Below are 15,448 nucleotides of genomic sequence, written 5' to 3' on the forward strand. Positions count from 1 at the left end.
CCGCGAAGGGATAGGTCAATAATGTTATGAAGGGGGCATATTTTAGCAAAAAAACCGTATAAGGAACATGTTCTCATCACAACGCTTAAAGCCATGTAAAAGTAAATGAAATGTTATTGAGTTGGTGTTGTTTTGCGCAACTGGCTGGGTGTATTGTAACCAATAGTCGATCCGGTACTTCGCTTTGCTGGATGGTCAGTCAGGAAGCATAACGTGCGCCGCTGTTCTATTGCTACGCACAATCATGCATTCTTCAGCCATAATCATTGTAATTGTTCATCTTGTGAATTAAGGTCCAGGCGACGGAATAACGAAAGACTAAATTAACCATAATAAGGAGTTTAGGATGAAAGTTGCAGTCCTTGGCGCTGCCGGTGGTATCGGCCAGGCGCTTGCCCTACTACTTAAGACCCAACTGCCTTCAGGTTCAGAGCTCTCGTTGTACGACATCGCTCCGGTTACGCCGGGCGTGGCGGTAGATCTAAGTCATATCCCCACAGATGTAAAAATTAAAGGATTTTCCGGTGAAGATGCTACCCCGGCGCTGGAAGGCGCTGATGTGGTGCTGATCTCCGCGGGCGTAGCGCGTAAGCCCGGCATGGATCGTTCAGACCTGTTTAATGTGAATGCGGGTATCGTTAAGAACCTCGTGCAGCAGATTGCCAAAACCTGCCCGCAGGCCTGCATCGGCATTATCACCAACCCGGTGAATACCACCGTGGCTATCGCCGCCGAAGTGCTGAAAAAAGCTGGCGTGTACGATAAAAACAAACTGTTCGGCGTGACTACGCTGGACATCATCCGCTCCAATACCTTTGTGGCGGAGCTGAAAGGTAAATCGGCAACCGAGGTGGAAGTCCCGGTTATTGGCGGTCACTCCGGGGTCACCATTCTGCCTTTACTGTCGCAGATCCCGGGCGTCAGCTTTAGCGATCAGGAAGTGGCCGATCTGACTAAACGCATTCAAAACGCCGGTACCGAGGTCGTGGAAGCGAAAGCGGGCGGCGGGTCGGCGACTTTGTCGATGGGTCAGGCGGCTGCGCGCTTTGGTCTCTCTCTGGTTCGCGCCATGCAGGGAGAAAAAGGTGTAGTGGAGTGTGCCTACGTGGAAGGCGACGGCGAGTATGCGCGTTTCTTCTCCCAGCCGCTGCTGCTGGGGAAAAACGGCGTGGAAGAGCGTCAGTCTATCGGCAAACTCAGCGCCTTTGAGCAACAGGCGCTGGAAGGCATGCTGGACACCCTGAAGAAAGATATCGCGCTCGGCGAAGACTTCGTTAACAAGTAACCTCGCACGTGCAAAAAAGCCGGAACCGTTGTTCCGGCTTTTTATTGCCTTGCATTCATGGTGACCGGGTTTCTGGTCAGATTCCCGGCCGATCCGGTATCTAGCAAATAACGTAGCCCCCAGCCGGAGAGCCGCTTAGTTGGTGGCCGGGTATTCCTGGACGGCGATATGGAGCGTGATTTTCTTATCATCACGCATGATGACCACCGGAATTTCCGATCCCGGACGGATCTCGGCCACCTGATCCATCGTTTCCAGTGCAGAGACCGCAGGTTTGTCATTCACGGAGATGATCACGTCGTTGGCGCGGATCCCCGCCTGTGCGGCCGGTCCGTCCGGCGCGACATCGTTAACCACGATCCCCTGGATCTGATCGATCCCGCCGCCCTGCGCGTGTAGCGGGGCGATCTCCCGGCCGCTAATGCCGATATAGCCGCGGATCACCCGGCCATCGCGGATCAGCTTATCCATAATTTTGGTCGCTAACTGGAACGGGATCGCAAAACCAATGCCTTCCGGCGTTTCGCCGTCGTTGCTCTTATCAAAGGAGAGGGTGTTAATGCCCATCAGCTCGCCGAGGGAGTTCACTAGCGCCCCGCCGGAGTTACCGTGGTTGATCGACGCGTCAGTCTGCAGGAAATTCTGGCGCCCGGTAGGGTTGAGGCCAATGCGCCCTGTGGCGCTGATGATCCCCTGGGTGATGGTCTGTCCCAGGTTATAGGGGTTGCCAATCGCCAGCACCACATCGCCGATGTGCGGCGTGCGTTTCGGGTTGATCGGGATCACCGGCAGCCCGCCGGTGGCGTTGATCTTCAGCACCGCGAGGTCAGTCAGGGAATCGGAGCCTACCAGCAGCGCTTCGAAGACCCGGCCGTCCTGCAGCGCGACGATAATCTGGTCGGCATCGTTAATCACATGCTTGTTGGTCAGGATATAGCCGCGCTGGTCCATGATCACCCCGGATCCAAGCGTCAGCTGATTATGGCTGGTGCTGTTCAGGGCGCGGTTATAGACGTTCACTACGGCGGGCGCCGCGCGGCGTACGGCGGCGTTATAGCTCGCAGGGGAGTCGTCTGCCGTATCGTTCTGAGTGGTCGGCGCCAGCTGCCACTGGCGCAGCGAAGGCATCAAGGCCAACAGCAGGCCCCCGACAAGCAAACCGATGAGTACTGATCGTAATAACTTTCCAGGCATGATGCAGATATCGTTAATGAATGGTCAGGCGCAGCATAGCATGAGTTGTCCGGACATCGCACATGGCGGCGATGTCCGGGGAGACAATCAGCGCAGCAGCAGATAGATGCTTTCGTTGCCGCGGATCACGTTCAGGGCGATGACCGGCGGTTTGCCTTCGAGCACTTTGCGTAGTTCGGCAATCGAATGAATACGCTCCCGGTTAAGGCCAATGATAATGTCATCCTTATGCAGGCCGACCTGGGCGGCGGCGCTGCCTTTATCGACATTATCGATCACCACCCCTTTGGTACCATCTTTCATCTGACCGTCACTAAACGAGGCACCCTGCAGAGCCGGGATAATCAGCTCAGCGCTGGCGGTGGAGGAGGTGCTCTTATCCAGCGTCACTTCGACATCGACCGGTTTTCCGTCGCGCAGCAGGCCCAGTTTGACTTTGGTCCCCGGCTCGGTAGTGGCAATGCGCGAGCGCAGCTCGGCAAAACTGTTCAGCGGTTTGCCGTTCAGGCTAACGATGACGTCGCCGGATTTGATCCCCGCTTTGGCGGAGCCGGAGTTTGGCAGCACTTCACTGACGAAGGCGCCGCGCTGAACGTTGAGGTTCATCGCCTTGGCGATATCGGCGCTCATTTCCATGCCTTTAATGCCCAGCAGGCCGCGCTTGATTTCGCCAAACTGAATGAGCTGGTCGGCGAGGGTTTTCGCCATGTTGCTCGGGATGGCGAAGCCGATGCCGATGCTGCCGCCGCCCGGCGCCAGGATCGCGGTGTTGATCCCGATAAGCTCGCCGTTGAGGTTCAACAGCGCGCCGCCGGAGTTGCCGCGGTTGATGGAGGCATCGGTCTGGATGAAATTCTCCAGCCCTTCAAGGTTCAGGCCGCTACGGCCAAGGGCAGAGATAATGCCGGAGGTGGCGGTCTGGCCAAGGCCGAACGGGTTGCCGACGGCGACGGCGAAGTCGCCGACGCGCAGTTTATCGGAGTCAGCAATGGCGATTTGCGTCAGGTTTGACGGCTTAATCAGCTGCAACAGAGCAATGTCGCTCTGTTCATCGCTGCCGACCAGTTTGGCATCAAATTCACGGCCATCGTTCAGCTGGACGCTGATCTTCTGCGCCTGATTGATGACGTGATTATTGGTCAGCACATAGCCTTTCGCTGCGTCGATGATGACGCCGGACCCGAGCCCTTCGAACGGCTGCGCTTGTTCTTGCGGGGCGTTATCGCCAAAATATTTCTTCAGCTCTTCCGGCATATTGAGCGTCGGCGAGGCAGTGCCTTCCACCTGCACGCTGACTACCGCCGGCAGGACCTTTTCCAGCATCGGCGCCAGGCTTGGTAACGCGCCCTGGCCGGGCACCTGAGTCGGTAAGGATGCTGCTGCCGGAGGCAGAACCGACAACGATAACCCAATGCTTAACGCTAACGCACTCAACAGCAAAGTCTGTTTCTTCATTAGATGCTGGCTCTCGTAACCTGAGGTGTATGGAAAAATGTCCTGAATAACCTGATGTTATTGAATTTTTGCGCAGGTAACAATGTGGGGACTGGTTTAAATTGTAGCCGGGAAGTGGGGGAAGGAGCGGGCGCGATGGGCGCGCCCGGAGAATATTTTAGCAGAGGCGATCGATTAATCGCGTTTTGCGCCACCGCGCAGTAAACCGGATGCGCCTTCGGAGTAGTCGCGCGGCATCTGGACCGGCGCCTGATCGTTGCTGGCTTCAGACTCTGCCAGGCGGTTGCGGAACGGGTTGGCGTCTGCCATGGAGTCCGGCAGCAGGTTGTTAGAGCTTTTCGCCATATGCTGATACAGCTGACGGTAGTCGTGCGCCATGTTATCCAGCAGCTCGGCGCTGCGCGCAAAATGGCTGACCAGCTCTTCACGGTACTCTTCAAGCTCGGCTTTATTCTTTTCCAGTTCGAACTGCAGCGCCTGCTGCTGGCGCAGTTTGCGGTTGCCGAAACGCATGGCGACGGCACCAATGATGATACCGACGACTAACCCAATTAGCGCGTATTCCCAGGTCATGAACATCTCCCGTTGTATTGTGGTTCCGTAGGGTGGCTCTTAGGCTCTCCGCCTGCGCCCGATAGTGCCACTATAACCGCTAATTCCACAGAAGTGGAATCCTGGCGTATCATCGCGTAGTGTAGAACGGCCTTTTTTTCGTCAATCGTGAGCTTCGACATCACGGTTTTCAAGGAATAACAATTAGATCATGCAAAGCCTGTCTCCAACATCGCGTTACCTTTCAGCCCTGAAAGAGGGCAGCCATCAACCCGACGACGTCCAACAAGAAGCGGTGAGCCGCCTTGATACCATTTACCAGGAGCTGCAGACTCAGCCCGCGCCCGTCGCGTCAGGCGGCGGTTTGCGCGCGAAATTCGGCAAACTGCTGGGTAAGCGCGAACCAGCAGCCGAGGCGACGCCTGTCCGCGGCCTGTATATGTGGGGCGGCGTGGGGCGAGGGAAAACCTGGCTGATGGACCTGTTTTACCAGAGCCTGCCGGGCGAGCGTAAGCAGCGCCTGCATTTCCATCGCTTTATGCTGCGGGTGCACGAAGAGCTGACCACCCTGCAGGGCCATAGCGACCCGCTGGAGATTGTCGCCGACCGCTTTAAAGCGGAAACCGACGTGCTCTGTTTCGACGAGTTTTTTGTCTCCGATATTACTGACGCCATGCTGTTGGGCGGTCTGATGAAAGCCCTGTTCGCCCGCGGCATCACGCTGGTGGCGACTTCCAATATTCCGCCGGATGAGCTCTATCGCAATGGTCTGCAGCGCGCCCGTTTTCTGCCCGCTATCGACGCCATCAAGCAGCATTGCGATATTATGAACGTTGATGCCGGCATCGATTATCGCTTGCGTACCCTGACCCAAGCGCACCTGTGGCTGTCGCCGCTGAATAACGACACCCGCGAACAGATGGATAAACTGTGGCTGGCGCTGGCCGGCGCGCCGCGCGCTGCCGGGCCGACGCTGGAGATCAACCATCGCGAGCTGCCGACCCTCGGCGTGGAAAACCAGACGCTGGCGGCGTCGTTCGCCACGCTGTGCGTGGATGCCCGCAGCCAGCATGACTATATTGCGCTCTCCCGCCTGTTCCACACCGTGATGCTGTTCGACGTGCCGGTGATGACCGCGCAGCTGGAGAGCGAAGCCCGGCGCTTTATCGCCCTGGTGGATGAGTTCTATGAGCGCCACGTGAAGCTGGTGGTCAGCGCGGCGGTGCCGCTGTACGACATTTATCAGGGAGAGCGGCTGAAGTTTGAGTTCCAGCGCTGTCTGTCGCGCCTGCAGGAGATGCAGAGCGAAGAGTACCTCAAGCGCCCGCATATGCCCTGACAGGACACTTTTCCTGGCGAATTCAGGGCCGCAGGGCCGCTCCGGGAGCTGCCTGAAAAATCTCATAAAGGGGTCGATCTTTGACCCCGACTTCTCTATAATCTTGCGACCCCACGTTACGAGAAGGTTTTTTTCCCGAAACTTTCTATGTGCCGGCATAGGCTATTCGAAGGGGTAGGTTTGCTGGACAATGTCGTGTGAACCTCAACTGACTAAACGTTTGGGTGTTCACCAACGTGTAACTTATTATTTGGGTAAGCTTTTAATGAAAACTTTTACAGCTAAACCAGAAACCGTAAAACGCGACTGGTATGTTGTTGACGCGACCGGTAAAACTCTGGGCCGTCTGGCTACTGAACTGGCTCGTCGCCTGCGCGGTAAGCACAAAGCGGAATACACTCCGCACGTTGATACCGGTGATTACATCATCGTTCTGAACGCAGAAAAAGTTGCTGTTACCGGCAACAAGCGCGAAGACAAAATGTACTACCACCACACCGGCCACATCGGTGGTATCAAAGAAGCGACCTTTGAAGAGATGATTGCCCGCCGTCCTGAGCGTGTGATTGAAATCGCGGTTAAAGGCATGCTGCCAAAAGGCCCGCTGGGTCGTGCTATGTACCGTAAACTGAAAGTTTACGCGGGTAACGAGCACAACCACGCGGCACAGCAACCGCAAGTTCTTGACATCTAATCGGGATTATAGGCAATGGCTGAAAATCAATACTACGGCACTGGTCGCCGCAAAAGTTCCGCAGCTCGCGTTTTCATCAAACCGGGCAACGGCAAAATCGTTATCAACCAGCGTTCTCTGGAACAGTACTTCGGTCGTGAAACTGCCCGCATGGTAGTTCGTCAGCCGCTGGAATTGGTCGACATGGTTGAGAAACTGGATCTGTACATCACTGTTAAAGGTGGTGGTATCTCTGGTCAGGCTGGTGCGATCCGTCACGGTATCACCCGCGCTCTGATGGAGTACGACGAGTCCCTGCGTTCTGAACTGCGTAAAGCTGGCTTCGTCACTCGTGACGCTCGTCAGGTTGAACGTAAGAAAGTCGGTCTGCGTAAAGCACGTCGTCGTCCGCAGTTCTCCAAACGTTAATTGTTTTCTGCTCACGCAGAACAATTTGCGAAAAAACCCGCTTCGGCGGGTTTTTTTATGGATAAAACGACTGTTATCCACAAGCTTACCGCCGGTTCTCGCCACTTTTTCAGCATTTCCAGAATCCCCTCACCACAACGTCTTCAAAATCTGGTAAACTATCATCCAATTTTCTGCCCAAATGCTGGTGATTGTTCATTTTTTGTTTTATTCGTGAACGAAGGTGACATCGCGCTAATGGGGTTTTTACATCTGGCTGGCCATGAGTGGCTGGCAGCAGTACAAAATTCTGAATATACCTGGAGGTTTTCATGGCTGTCGCTGCCAACAAACGTTCGGTAATGACGCTGTTTTCTGGTCCTACTGACATCTATAGCCATCAGGTCCGCATTGTGCTGGCCGAGAAGGGTGTCAGTTTTGAGATAGAGCACGTGGAGAAGGACAACCCGCCTCAGGATCTGATTGACCTCAACCCGAATCAAAGCGTACCGACGCTGGTGGATCGTGAGCTCACTCTGTGGGAATCCCGCATCATTATGGAATACCTGGATGAGCGTTTCCCGCACCCGCCGTTAATGCCGGTTTATCCGGTGGCGCGTGGCGAAAGCCGTCTGTATATGCAACGTATCGAGAAGGACTGGTATTCGCTGATGAACACCATCCAGAGCGGTACCGCAGCGCAAGCTGATGCTGCGCGTAAGCAGCTGCGTGAAGAACTGCTGGCCATCGCGCCGGTTTTCACCCAGAAACCTTACTTCCTGAGCGATGAGTTCAGCCTGGTGGATTGCTACCTGGCGCCGCTGCTGTGGCGTTTGCCGGTTCTCGGTGTGGAGCTGGTTGGCGCAGGCGCGAAAGAGCTCAAAGGCTATATGACTCGCGTATTTGAGCGTGATTCCTTCCTCGCTTCTTTAACTGAAGCCGAGCGTGAAATGCGCCTCGGTCGGGGCTAAATAATGGATGTATCACAGCTGACGCCGCGTCGCCCGTATCTGCTGCGGGCGTTTTATGACTGGCTGCTGGATAACCAGCTGACGCCGCACCTGGTGGTGGATGTCACGCTGCCGGGCGTGCTCGTGCCGATGGAGTACGCGCGCGACGGGCAAATCGTTCTCAATATTGCTCCGCGTGCGGTAGGTAATCTTGAGCTGGCGAACGACGAAGTGCGCTTCAACGCGCGCTTTGGCGGCGTGCCGCGCAACGTGTCTGTCCCGCTGGCTGCGGTACTCGCCATCTATGCCCGTGAGAACGGCGCTGGCACGATGTTTGAACCGGAAGCGGCCTATGACGAAGACGTCAGCAGCCTCAACGATGATGACGTCGCGCCTGAGAGTGAAAGCGAAACGGTGATGTCGGTGATTGATGGCGATAAGCCGGACAATCACGACGACGATCCTGACGACACGCCGCCGCCGCGCGGTGGCCGCCCGGCGCTGCGCGTCGTGAAATAATCCTTACCAGGCCCTTCGGGGCCTGTTTTATGCTCTCTGCAAAATTCTTGTGTTAAGATGGAACAGCCGTCACATGCTGTCACAAATCACGCAATGGTCCCTATGAGCGCATTTGATCCACAAGCCGAAGATACCCCGTCCTCCATTGGCAACAGCCTTGGCCGCCGTCCTCTGGCGCGCAAAAAACTGTCTGAAATGGTGGAAGAAGAGCTGGAGCAGATGATCCGGCGCCGGGAGTTTGCGGAGGGTGAACAGCTGCCGTCCGAACGTGAGCTGATGACCTTTTTTAACGTTGGACGTCCTTCGGTTCGTGAAGCGCTGGCGGCGCTGAAGCGTAAGGGACTGGTGCAGATCAGCAACGGCGAACGCGCTCGCGTTTCCCGGCCTTCAGCGGACACCATCATTGGCGAGCTTTCCGGCATGGCGAAAGACTTTTTGTCTCACCCTGGCGGTATCGCGCATTTTGAACAGCTGCGTCTGTTTTTTGAGTCCAGTCTGGTTCGCTATGCCGCAGAACACGCCAGCAATGAGCAGTTGGAAAAGCTGACGCAAGCGCTAAAGATCAACAGTCAATCGCTGGATGACAATGCGCTGTTTATCCGCTCTGACGTTGAATTTCACCGCGTGCTTGCGGAAATCCCCGGTAATCCAATCTTTATGGCTATCCATGTGGCTCTGCTGGACTGGCTAATCGCCGCCCGGCCAACGGTGCCCGAGCGCGAACTGCACGAACATAACAGCGTCAGCTATCAACAGCATATCGCTATTGTTGATGCTATTCGTCGTCGCGATCCTGACGAAGCCGATCGCGCCCTCCAGACCCACCTCAATAGCGTATCCGCCACCTGGCACGCCTTAGGTCAGAAAGCCTGATCTCATAGTTTACCCTCACGATCCTGAGGATCGTTTAGTGAAGTAGATCGCATTATAAGCGTTCTCTATTACTCTGCTGCTTATTTGATCTGGTATAACAGGTATAAAGGTACATAGTTAATCATTAAAAATTCACAAAGAGGTAGATATGGCGGTCAATTTACGTGGGGTTATGGCGGCGTTGCTTACGCCGTTCGATGGGCAGCAAAAACTGGATAAAGAGAGCCTGCGTCGACTGGTGCGATTTAATCTGCGCCAGGGTGTTGATGGACTATATGTTGGAGGATCTACCGGTGAAGCCTTTGTCCAGAGCGGCACAGAGCGTCAGGAAGTGCTGGAGATCGTAGCGGAAGAGGCGAAAGGCAAAATGACTCTTATCGCCCATGTCGGCTGCGTGAGTACCCTCGAAAGCCAGCAGCTGGCAAGGGCTGCGGTAGGTTATGGCTACGATGCTGTCTCCGCCGTCACGCCGTTCTATTATCCGTTTAGTTTCGAAGAACACTGCGCGCATTATCAGGCCATTATTGAGTCGGCTGATGGCTTGCCGATGGTGGTGTACAACATCCCGGCGCTAAGCGGCGTGAAGCTGACCCTCGATCAAATCAATACCCTGGTGACGCTGCCTGGCGTCGGTGCGCTAAAGCAGACTTCAGGCGATCTATTCCAGATGGAACAGATCCGACGGGCTCATCCGGATCTGGTGTTGTACAACGGTTACGATGAGATATTTGCCTCAGGCCTGTTGGCAGGAGCTGATGGCGGTATTGGGAGTACTTACAACATCATGGGCTGGCGTTACCAGGGAATGGTCGCGGCGCTGAAAGTGGGTGATGTTGCCAAAGCACAGCAGCTGCAATGTGAGTGCAATAAGGTAATCGACCTGTTGATTAAAACCGGCGTATTCCGTGGTTTGAAAACCGTATTGCACTATATGGATGTGGTCTCTGTGCCGCTGTGCCGTAAGCCGTTTGCACCGGTAGACGAAAAATTCTTGCCGGAGCTGAAAGCGCTGGCGCAGCAGCTAATGCAGGAACACGGCTGATCGGTAGCCGGGTGGCGACAGTGCTTTCCGGCCTGCGGTTGCTCTTTCCTGGCCGGGCAAGCGAAGCCCCTGGCGCGACAACAAACATCGTCGGGAGAGTAAAATGAGTACACTGCCCCAGAACATCCCGTGGTACCGCCATCTTAGCCGTCCCCAGTGGCGGGCTTTTTCCGCCGCCTGGCTCGGGTATTTGCTTGATGGTTTTGATTTTGTATTAATCGCCCTGGTGCTCACCGAAGTGCAGGGGGATTTTGGCCTGACGACCGTTCAGGCTGCAAGTCTCATCTCAGCGGCTTTCATTTCTCGCTGGTTTGGCGGTCTGATGCTTGGCGCGATGGGCGATCGCTATGGTCGACGCCTGGCGATGGTGACCAGCATTATTCTGTTCTCTCTCGGTACTCTGGCCTGCGGTTTTGCGCCGGGTTACACAACAATGTTTATCGCGCGTCTGGTTATCGGTATGGGAATGGCTGGAGAGTACGGCTCCAGCGCCACTTACGTTATCGAAAGCTGGCCGAGGCATCTACGCAATAAGGCCAGCGGTTTTCTGATTTCCGGGTTTTCCGTTGGCGCAGTTATCGCCGCACAGGTTTATAGCCTGGTGGTACCCGTCTGGGGCTGGCGCGCGCTTTTTTTCATCGGCATTGTTCCCATCGTATTTGCCCTCTGGCTGCGGAAAAATATTCCGGAAGCCGAAGACTGGAAAGAGAATCATGAAGGCAAAGAACCGGTACAGACTATGGTCGATCTGCTTTATCGCGGCAAGCATCGGGTTATTAACATCCTGATGACCATCGTGGCGGCGACTGCCCTATGGTTCTGTTTTGCCGGTGGCTTGCAAAATGCAGGTATCGTTCTGCTGCTGGGCGTAATGTGCGCGGTGATATTTATCAGCTTTATGGTGCAGAGCAGCGGTAAACGCTGGCCTACGGGCGTGATGCTGATGGTGGTGGTACTTTTCGCCTTCCTTTATTCATGGCCAATTCAGGCGCTGCTGCCGACTTATCTGAAAACCGAGCTGGCCTATGACCCGACGACGGTGGCAAAGATTTTGTTTTTCAGCGGGTTTGGCGCGGCGGTTGGCTGCTGTGTGGGCGGATTTCTCGGGGACTGGCTGGGCACCCGCAAGGCCTATGTTTACAGCCTGCTGGCTTCACAGTTGTTGATTATTCCGGTCTTTGCAATTGGCGGCACGAACATCTGGGTTCTTGGCCTGCTTCTGTTTTTCCAGCAGATGTTAGGGCAGGGGATCTCCGGGATCTTGCCAAAACTGATTGGCGGTTATTTCGATACCGATCAGCGAGCGGCTGGACTTGGTTTTACCTACAACGTGGGGGCGCTGGGAGGCGCGATTGCGCCGGTGCTGGGTGCCTTAATTGCCCAGCGTTTGGATTTGGGTACCGCGTTGGGATCGCTCTCTTTTGGTCTGACCTTCGTTGTAATCCTGCTGATTGGGCTGGATATGCCGTCCCGCGTACAGCGCTGGATTCGGCCGGAAGCGATACGAACTCATGATGCGATCGATGGTAAACCTCTAATCGGAGCGGTGCCTTTTGGTGGTAACAAAAGCGGCTTAGTTAAGACCAGATAACAACAGCCCGGCTGCGGTGCCGGGTGTGCATATTTATCAGGGAGCGAGTATGTCTTTGCTTAAAGAATTGGATTTACGCATTAGCGCTAACGGCGGTCTTATTATTTCCTGTCAACCGGTACCCGGCAGCCCATTGGATAAGCCGGAGATCGTTGCCGCGATGGCGCTGGCGGCGGAGCAGGCCGGGGCGGTCGCGTTGCGCATTGAAGGCGTAGAGAATCTGCGCGCGGTACGCGCGCAGGTAAAGGTGCCGATTATCGGCATTATTAAACGCGATCTGGATGATTCGCCGGTAAGGATCACGCCCTATCTGGAAGATATCGATGCATTGATGCAGGCTGGCGCCGATATTATCGCCGTTGATGGCACAGAGCGAGCGCGCCCTGTTCCAGTGGCAACGCTACTGGCGCGTATCCACCAGCACAAGCTGGTGGCGATGGCCGACTGCTCCTCTCTTGAGGATGGCCTGGCCTGTCAGGCTCTTGGCGCGGAAATCATCGGCACTACGCTGTCGGGCTATACCATGGCGTATACCCCGGATGAACCAGATCTGGAGCTGGTGAAAGCGCTGGCGGAGGCCGGCTGCAGGGTGAATGCGGAAGGGCGCTACAACACACCGGCTCAGGCAGCGGAAGCCATACGCCACGGTGCGTGGGCGGTGACCGTTGGTTCTGCGATTACCCGCCTGGAACATATTTGCCAGTGGTATAACACGGCGTTAAAAGAGACGAAGTCATGACGACGCTGGCGATAGATATTGGCGGTACGAAGCTTGCTGCGGCGCTGGTAACGGATGACCTGCTGCTCTGCGATCGTCGCGAGCTACCCACTCCTGCCAGCAAAACAGCGGATGCTCTGAACACGGCGCTGGAGGCGCTTGTCAGGCCTCTGTGCATGCGGGCAAAGCGCGTCGCGATAGCCTCGACCGGGATTATTCGTGAAGGAAACCTGATTGCAATTAATCCACAGAATCTTGGCGGACTCATGCACTTCCCGCTGGTAAAAACGTTACGAGAAATAACCGGTCTGCCAACGCTGGCGATAAATGATGCTCAGGCGGCAGCCTGGGCGGAATACCAGGCGATGGCTGATAAGGTCAGCGATATGGCGTTTATTACCGTTTCTACCGGGGTTGGCGGCGGCGTGGTGAGCAACGGTACTTTACTTACCGGGGCCGGAGGCCTGGCCGGACACCTGGGGCACTCGTTAGCCGATCCTGACGGACCGCTTTGCGGCTGCGGTCGCGTCGGCTGCGTAGAGGCCATTGCTTCCGGACGGGGAATCGCCGCGGCGGCAACTGACGATCTCTGCGGACTGGATGCGAAATCTATTTTTACTTTTGCGGCGCAAGGCCACCCGCAGGCGCGTTTACTCATTCAGCACTCGGCACAAACTTTGGCGCGGATGATTGCCGATCTTAAAGCGTTGACCGATTGCCAGTGCGTGGTTGTTGGCGGCAGTATTGGCCTGGCGGATGGGTACTTACCGTTGGTGAAGGACTATCTGGCGCAAGAACCGTCTATTTACCAGGTTCCATTATGCGCAGCACACTATCGCCATGATGCTGGCCTGCTGGGAGCGGCGCTATGGGGCAAGGAGAGAAGCCATGATAATCGGTGATGTAAACAACCCATTGTTGGCTGGCGTGCCGTCGGGACTACAAAAGGCGATATCCCTCGCCCTGGATCATGATTTATTGAGTCTTTCTCCCGGAAGCGTTGAACTTCAAGGGGATAATGTCTTTATGAATGTGATGCAGTTTATGACGGAGTTACCGGCAGATAAAAAGGCTGAACTACATACGAAGTTTATCGATATCCAGATATTACTGGCGGGCGAAGAGCAGATTTTTTTCGGCGTAGCCGGCTCCGCAATGCAGTGCGAGGAGATGCACGTTGAGGAGGATTATCAGCTGTGCAACGCGATTGATGGCGAACAGTCGGTCATTCTGAGGCCAGGTATGTTCGCGATCTTTATGCCGGGTGAACCGCATAAGCCAGGATGCGTAATAACCGAGCCCGCAGAGATAAAAAAAGTGGTGATTAAAGTCAGCGCAAATTTGTTAAGCGCATAAATAAGCCCGATGGGATTAACCATCGGGCCTGAGTCCCATACCCGGATAAAACCGCTATCCGGGTATTCGCATTACACTTCCAGGTAATTCAGGATCCCGTCCGCCGCTTTACGTCCTTCGGCAATCGCGGTGACTACCAGGTCGGAACCGCGCACGATATCGCCACCGGCGAAGATTTTCGGGTTGCTGGTCTGGAAGGCGTTCTCGCTGCCTTCCGGGGCAATGATGCGGCCCTGGGAGTCCAGCTCGACGCTGTGCTTCGCCAGCCACTCCATGCTGTGGGGACGGAAGCCAAACGCCATGACGACGGCGTCTGCCGGCACCACGTGCTCAGAGCCGGGAACGATCTCCGCGCGACGGCGGCCTTTCGCATCCGGCTGGCCCATCTCGGTGCGCGCCATCTTCACGCCGCACACTTTGCCGTTGGCATTCACTTCCACACCCAGCGGCTGGACGTTGAACTGGAACTCCACGCCTTCTTCACGCGCGTTTTTCACTTCGCGTTTTGAACCCGGCATGTTCTCTTCGTCACGACGATAGGCGCAGATCACGTGAGCCGCGTTCTGACGGACTGAGGTGCGTACGCAGTCCATCGCGGTGTCGCCACCGCCGAGAACCACCACGCGTTTGCCTTCCATGCTGACGTAGGGCTCATCGGCGGTTTCGCCAAAGCCCATGATCTGCTTGGTATTGGCGATCAGGAACGGCAGCGCGTCGTAGACGCCCTGGGCGTCTTCGTTGTCCAGCCCGCCGCGCATTGACTGATAGGTGCCAACGCCGAGGAACACCGCATCGTACTCTTTCAGCAGGTCGTCAAGCTGCACGTCACGGCCCACTTCGGTATTGAGTTTGAACTCAATGCCCATGCCGGTGAAGATCTCCCGGCGGCGGGTCATCACCTCTTTTTCCAGCTTGAACGCCGGGATACCGAAGGTCAGCAGGCCGCCGATTTCCGGATGGCGGTCAAACACCACCGCCTTGACGCCGTTGCGGGTCAGCACGTCGGCACAGGCGAGGCCCGCCGGGCCAGCGCCGATGATAGCGACGGTTTTACCGGTCGGTTTCACGCCGGAGAGATCCGGACGCCAGCCCATCTCGAATGCTTTATCGTTGATATAGCGTTCGATGTTGCCGATGGTCACCGCGCCGAACTCATCGTTCAGCGTACAGGAGCCTTCACACAGGCGGTCCTGCGGGCAAACGCGCCCGCAGACTTCCGGCAGGGTGTTGGTCTGGTGCGACAGCTCAGCCGCCTCAAAAATACGTCCCTCGTTGGCCAGCTTCAGCCAGTTCGGGATGTAGTTATGCACCGGGCACTTCCATTCGCAGTACGGGTTGCCGCAGGACAGGCAGCGATCTGCCTGCGCCTTGGCCTGGCCTTCTGAAAACGGCTCGTAAATTTCCACAAATTCAATTTTACGGATCTTCAGCGGTTTCTTTGGCGGATCAACGCGCTGCAGGTCGATAAATTGATAAACGTTCTGACTCATCTT

The 15,448-nt window shown here is 55.9% G+C and carries 17 protein-coding genes; 13 read left to right on the forward strand and 4 right to left on the reverse strand.

Translation table 11 applies throughout. The features are described from left to right. Positions 1-346: 346 nt before the first annotated feature. On the forward strand, positions 347-1,285 hold the full coding sequence (gene mdh, locus ABLU50_RS06470; RefSeq protein ID WP_004206230.1) for a malate dehydrogenase: 939 nt from the start codon (positions 347-349) through the stop codon (positions 1,283-1,285). A gap of 135 nt (positions 1,286-1,420) precedes the next feature. On the opposite strand, the gene degS is transcribed toward mdh, so the two are convergent. From degS to zapG, 3 genes are all read right to left on the reverse strand, one after another. Then, positions 1,421-2,479 carry an outer membrane-stress sensor serine endopeptidase DegS gene (gene degS / locus ABLU50_RS06475; protein WP_002918568.1) on the reverse strand — a complete coding sequence of 353 codons (1,059 nt, stop codon included), beginning with the start codon at positions 2,477-2,479 and terminating at the stop codon, positions 1,421-1,423. An 87-nt stretch (positions 2,480-2,566) separates the two neighbouring features. Beyond that, positions 2,567-3,934, reverse strand: a complete 1,368-nt coding sequence (gene degQ / locus ABLU50_RS06480) for a serine endoprotease DegQ (protein WP_017899931.1) — start codon at positions 3,932-3,934, stop codon at positions 2,567-2,569. A gap of 174 nt (positions 3,935-4,108) precedes the next feature. Continuing rightward, positions 4,109-4,507, reverse strand: a complete 399-nt coding sequence (zapG, locus tag ABLU50_RS06485; protein ID WP_004206227.1) for a Z-ring associated protein ZapG — start codon at positions 4,505-4,507, stop codon at positions 4,109-4,111. A gap of 190 nt (positions 4,508-4,697) precedes the next feature. Between zapG and zapE the strand changes: the two genes are divergently transcribed. From zapE to nanQ, 12 genes are all read left to right on the forward strand, one after another. After that, positions 4,698-5,825, forward strand: coding sequence for a cell division protein ZapE (gene zapE / locus ABLU50_RS06490; RefSeq protein ID WP_004206226.1), 1,128 nt, complete (start codon positions 4,698-4,700; stop codon positions 5,823-5,825). A 265-nt stretch (positions 5,826-6,090) separates the two neighbouring features. Then, complete coding sequence (gene rplM, locus ABLU50_RS06495; protein WP_002918559.1) at positions 6,091-6,519, forward strand: 50S ribosomal protein L13; 429 nt, start codon at positions 6,091-6,093, stop codon at positions 6,517-6,519. 15 nt (positions 6,520-6,534) lie between these two features. After that, positions 6,535-6,927, forward strand: a complete 393-nt coding sequence (rpsI, locus tag ABLU50_RS06500) for a 30S ribosomal protein S9 (RefSeq protein WP_000829818.1) — start codon at positions 6,535-6,537, stop codon at positions 6,925-6,927. 57 nt (positions 6,928-6,984) lie between these two features. Next, a complete protein-coding gene (locus tag ABLU50_RS06505) occupies positions 6,985-7,269 on the forward strand; it encodes a hypothetical protein (RefSeq protein ID WP_136023330.1) in 285 nt (94 codons plus the stop codon). Further along, positions 7,239-7,877 carry a stringent starvation protein SspA gene (sspA, locus tag ABLU50_RS06510; RefSeq protein WP_002918467.1) on the forward strand — a complete coding sequence of 213 codons (639 nt, stop codon included), beginning with the start codon at positions 7,239-7,241 and terminating at the stop codon, positions 7,875-7,877. The genes ABLU50_RS06505 and sspA overlap by 31 nt, the downstream gene beginning before the upstream one ends. A 3-nt stretch (positions 7,878-7,880) precedes the next feature. Next, positions 7,881-8,375, forward strand: a complete 495-nt coding sequence (gene sspB, locus ABLU50_RS06515; RefSeq protein ID WP_002918465.1) for a ClpXP protease specificity-enhancing factor — start codon at positions 7,881-7,883, stop codon at positions 8,373-8,375. Between the two features lie 93 nt (positions 8,376-8,468). After that, positions 8,469-9,248: a transcriptional regulator NanR gene (gene nanR / locus ABLU50_RS06520; RefSeq protein WP_004206225.1), complete on the forward strand. Its 780-nt coding sequence runs from the start codon at positions 8,469-8,471 to the stop codon at positions 9,246-9,248. A gap of 148 nt (positions 9,249-9,396) precedes the next feature. Next, complete coding sequence (gene nanA, locus ABLU50_RS06525) at positions 9,397-10,290, forward strand: N-acetylneuraminate lyase (RefSeq protein ID WP_004206223.1); 894 nt, start codon at positions 9,397-9,399, stop codon at positions 10,288-10,290. Positions 10,291-10,393: 103 nt separating this feature from the next. Further along, positions 10,394-11,881 (forward strand): MFS transporter, encoded by a 1,488-nt coding sequence (locus ABLU50_RS06530; RefSeq protein ID WP_004206222.1) that lies wholly within the window; start codon positions 10,394-10,396, stop codon positions 11,879-11,881. A 49-nt stretch (positions 11,882-11,930) separates the two neighbouring features. Next, positions 11,931-12,620 carry an N-acetylmannosamine-6-phosphate 2-epimerase gene (locus tag ABLU50_RS06535; protein ID WP_087833189.1) on the forward strand — a complete coding sequence of 230 codons (690 nt, stop codon included), beginning with the start codon at positions 11,931-11,933 and terminating at the stop codon, positions 12,618-12,620. Then, positions 12,617-13,501, forward strand: a complete 885-nt coding sequence (locus ABLU50_RS06540) for an N-acetylmannosamine kinase (protein ID WP_087833188.1) — start codon at positions 12,617-12,619, stop codon at positions 13,499-13,501. Before ABLU50_RS06535 ends, ABLU50_RS06540 begins: the two co-directional genes overlap by 4 nt. Beyond that, positions 13,488-13,955 carry an N-acetylneuraminate anomerase gene (gene nanQ / locus ABLU50_RS06545; RefSeq protein WP_087833187.1) on the forward strand — a complete coding sequence of 156 codons (468 nt, stop codon included), beginning with the start codon at positions 13,488-13,490 and terminating at the stop codon, positions 13,953-13,955. Before ABLU50_RS06540 ends, nanQ begins: the two co-directional genes overlap by 14 nt. A 71-nt stretch (positions 13,956-14,026) precedes the next feature. On the opposite strand, the gene gltD is transcribed toward nanQ, so the two are convergent. After that, the gene (gltD, locus tag ABLU50_RS06550) at positions 14,027-15,445 is read right to left on the reverse strand and encodes a glutamate synthase subunit GltD (protein WP_004206218.1); all 1,419 of its coding nucleotides are present in this window, start codon (positions 15,443-15,445) and stop codon (positions 14,027-14,029) included. Positions 15,446-15,448: the final 3 nt, after the last annotated feature.

It is taken from the genome of Klebsiella sp. GG_Kp173 (assembly GCF_040062415.1).
GTDB lineage: Bacteria > Pseudomonadota > Gammaproteobacteria > Enterobacterales > Enterobacteriaceae > Klebsiella > Klebsiella quasipneumoniae.

Excerpts from the sequence above, each read along its gene's own strand:
- mdh (WP_004206230.1), top strand. The coding sequence starts at position 347 with ATGAAAGTTGCAGTCCTTGGCGCTGCCGGTGGTATCGGCCAGGCGCTT.
- ABLU50_RS06505 (WP_136023330.1), top strand. The coding sequence starts at position 6,985 with ATGGATAAAACGACTGTTATCCACAAGCTTACCGCCGGTTCTCGCCAC.
- ABLU50_RS06530 (WP_004206222.1), top strand. The coding sequence starts at position 10,394 with ATGAGTACACTGCCCCAGAACATCCCGTGGTACCGCCATCTTAGCCGT.
- nanA (WP_004206223.1), top strand. The coding sequence starts at position 9,397 with ATGGCGGTCAATTTACGTGGGGTTATGGCGGCGTTGCTTACGCCGTTC.
- zapE (WP_004206226.1), top strand. The coding sequence starts at position 4,698 with ATGCAAAGCCTGTCTCCAACATCGCGTTACCTTTCAGCCCTGAAAGAG.
- sspB (WP_002918465.1), top strand. The coding sequence starts at position 7,881 with ATGGATGTATCACAGCTGACGCCGCGTCGCCCGTATCTGCTGCGGGCG.
- degQ (WP_017899931.1), bottom strand. The coding sequence starts at position 3,934 with ATGAAGAAACAGACTTTGCTGTTGAGTGCGTTAGCGTTAAGCATTGGG.
- nanQ (WP_087833187.1), top strand. The coding sequence starts at position 13,488 with ATGATAATCGGTGATGTAAACAACCCATTGTTGGCTGGCGTGCCGTCG.
- ABLU50_RS06540 (WP_087833188.1), top strand. The coding sequence starts at position 12,617 with ATGACGACGCTGGCGATAGATATTGGCGGTACGAAGCTTGCTGCGGCG.
- nanR (WP_004206225.1), top strand. The coding sequence starts at position 8,469 with ATGGTCCCTATGAGCGCATTTGATCCACAAGCCGAAGATACCCCGTCC.
- zapG (WP_004206227.1), bottom strand. The coding sequence starts at position 4,507 with ATGACCTGGGAATACGCGCTAATTGGGTTAGTCGTCGGTATCATCATT.
- ABLU50_RS06535 (WP_087833189.1), top strand. The coding sequence starts at position 11,931 with ATGTCTTTGCTTAAAGAATTGGATTTACGCATTAGCGCTAACGGCGGT.
- gltD (WP_004206218.1), bottom strand. The coding sequence starts at position 15,445 with ATGAGTCAGAACGTTTATCAATTTATCGACCTGCAGCGCGTTGATCCG.
- rplM (WP_002918559.1), top strand. The coding sequence starts at position 6,091 with ATGAAAACTTTTACAGCTAAACCAGAAACCGTAAAACGCGACTGGTAT.
- degS (WP_002918568.1), bottom strand. The coding sequence starts at position 2,479 with ATGCCTGGAAAGTTATTACGATCAGTACTCATCGGTTTGCTTGTCGGG.
- rpsI (WP_000829818.1), top strand. The coding sequence starts at position 6,535 with ATGGCTGAAAATCAATACTACGGCACTGGTCGCCGCAAAAGTTCCGCA.
- sspA (WP_002918467.1), top strand. The coding sequence starts at position 7,239 with ATGGCTGTCGCTGCCAACAAACGTTCGGTAATGACGCTGTTTTCTGGT.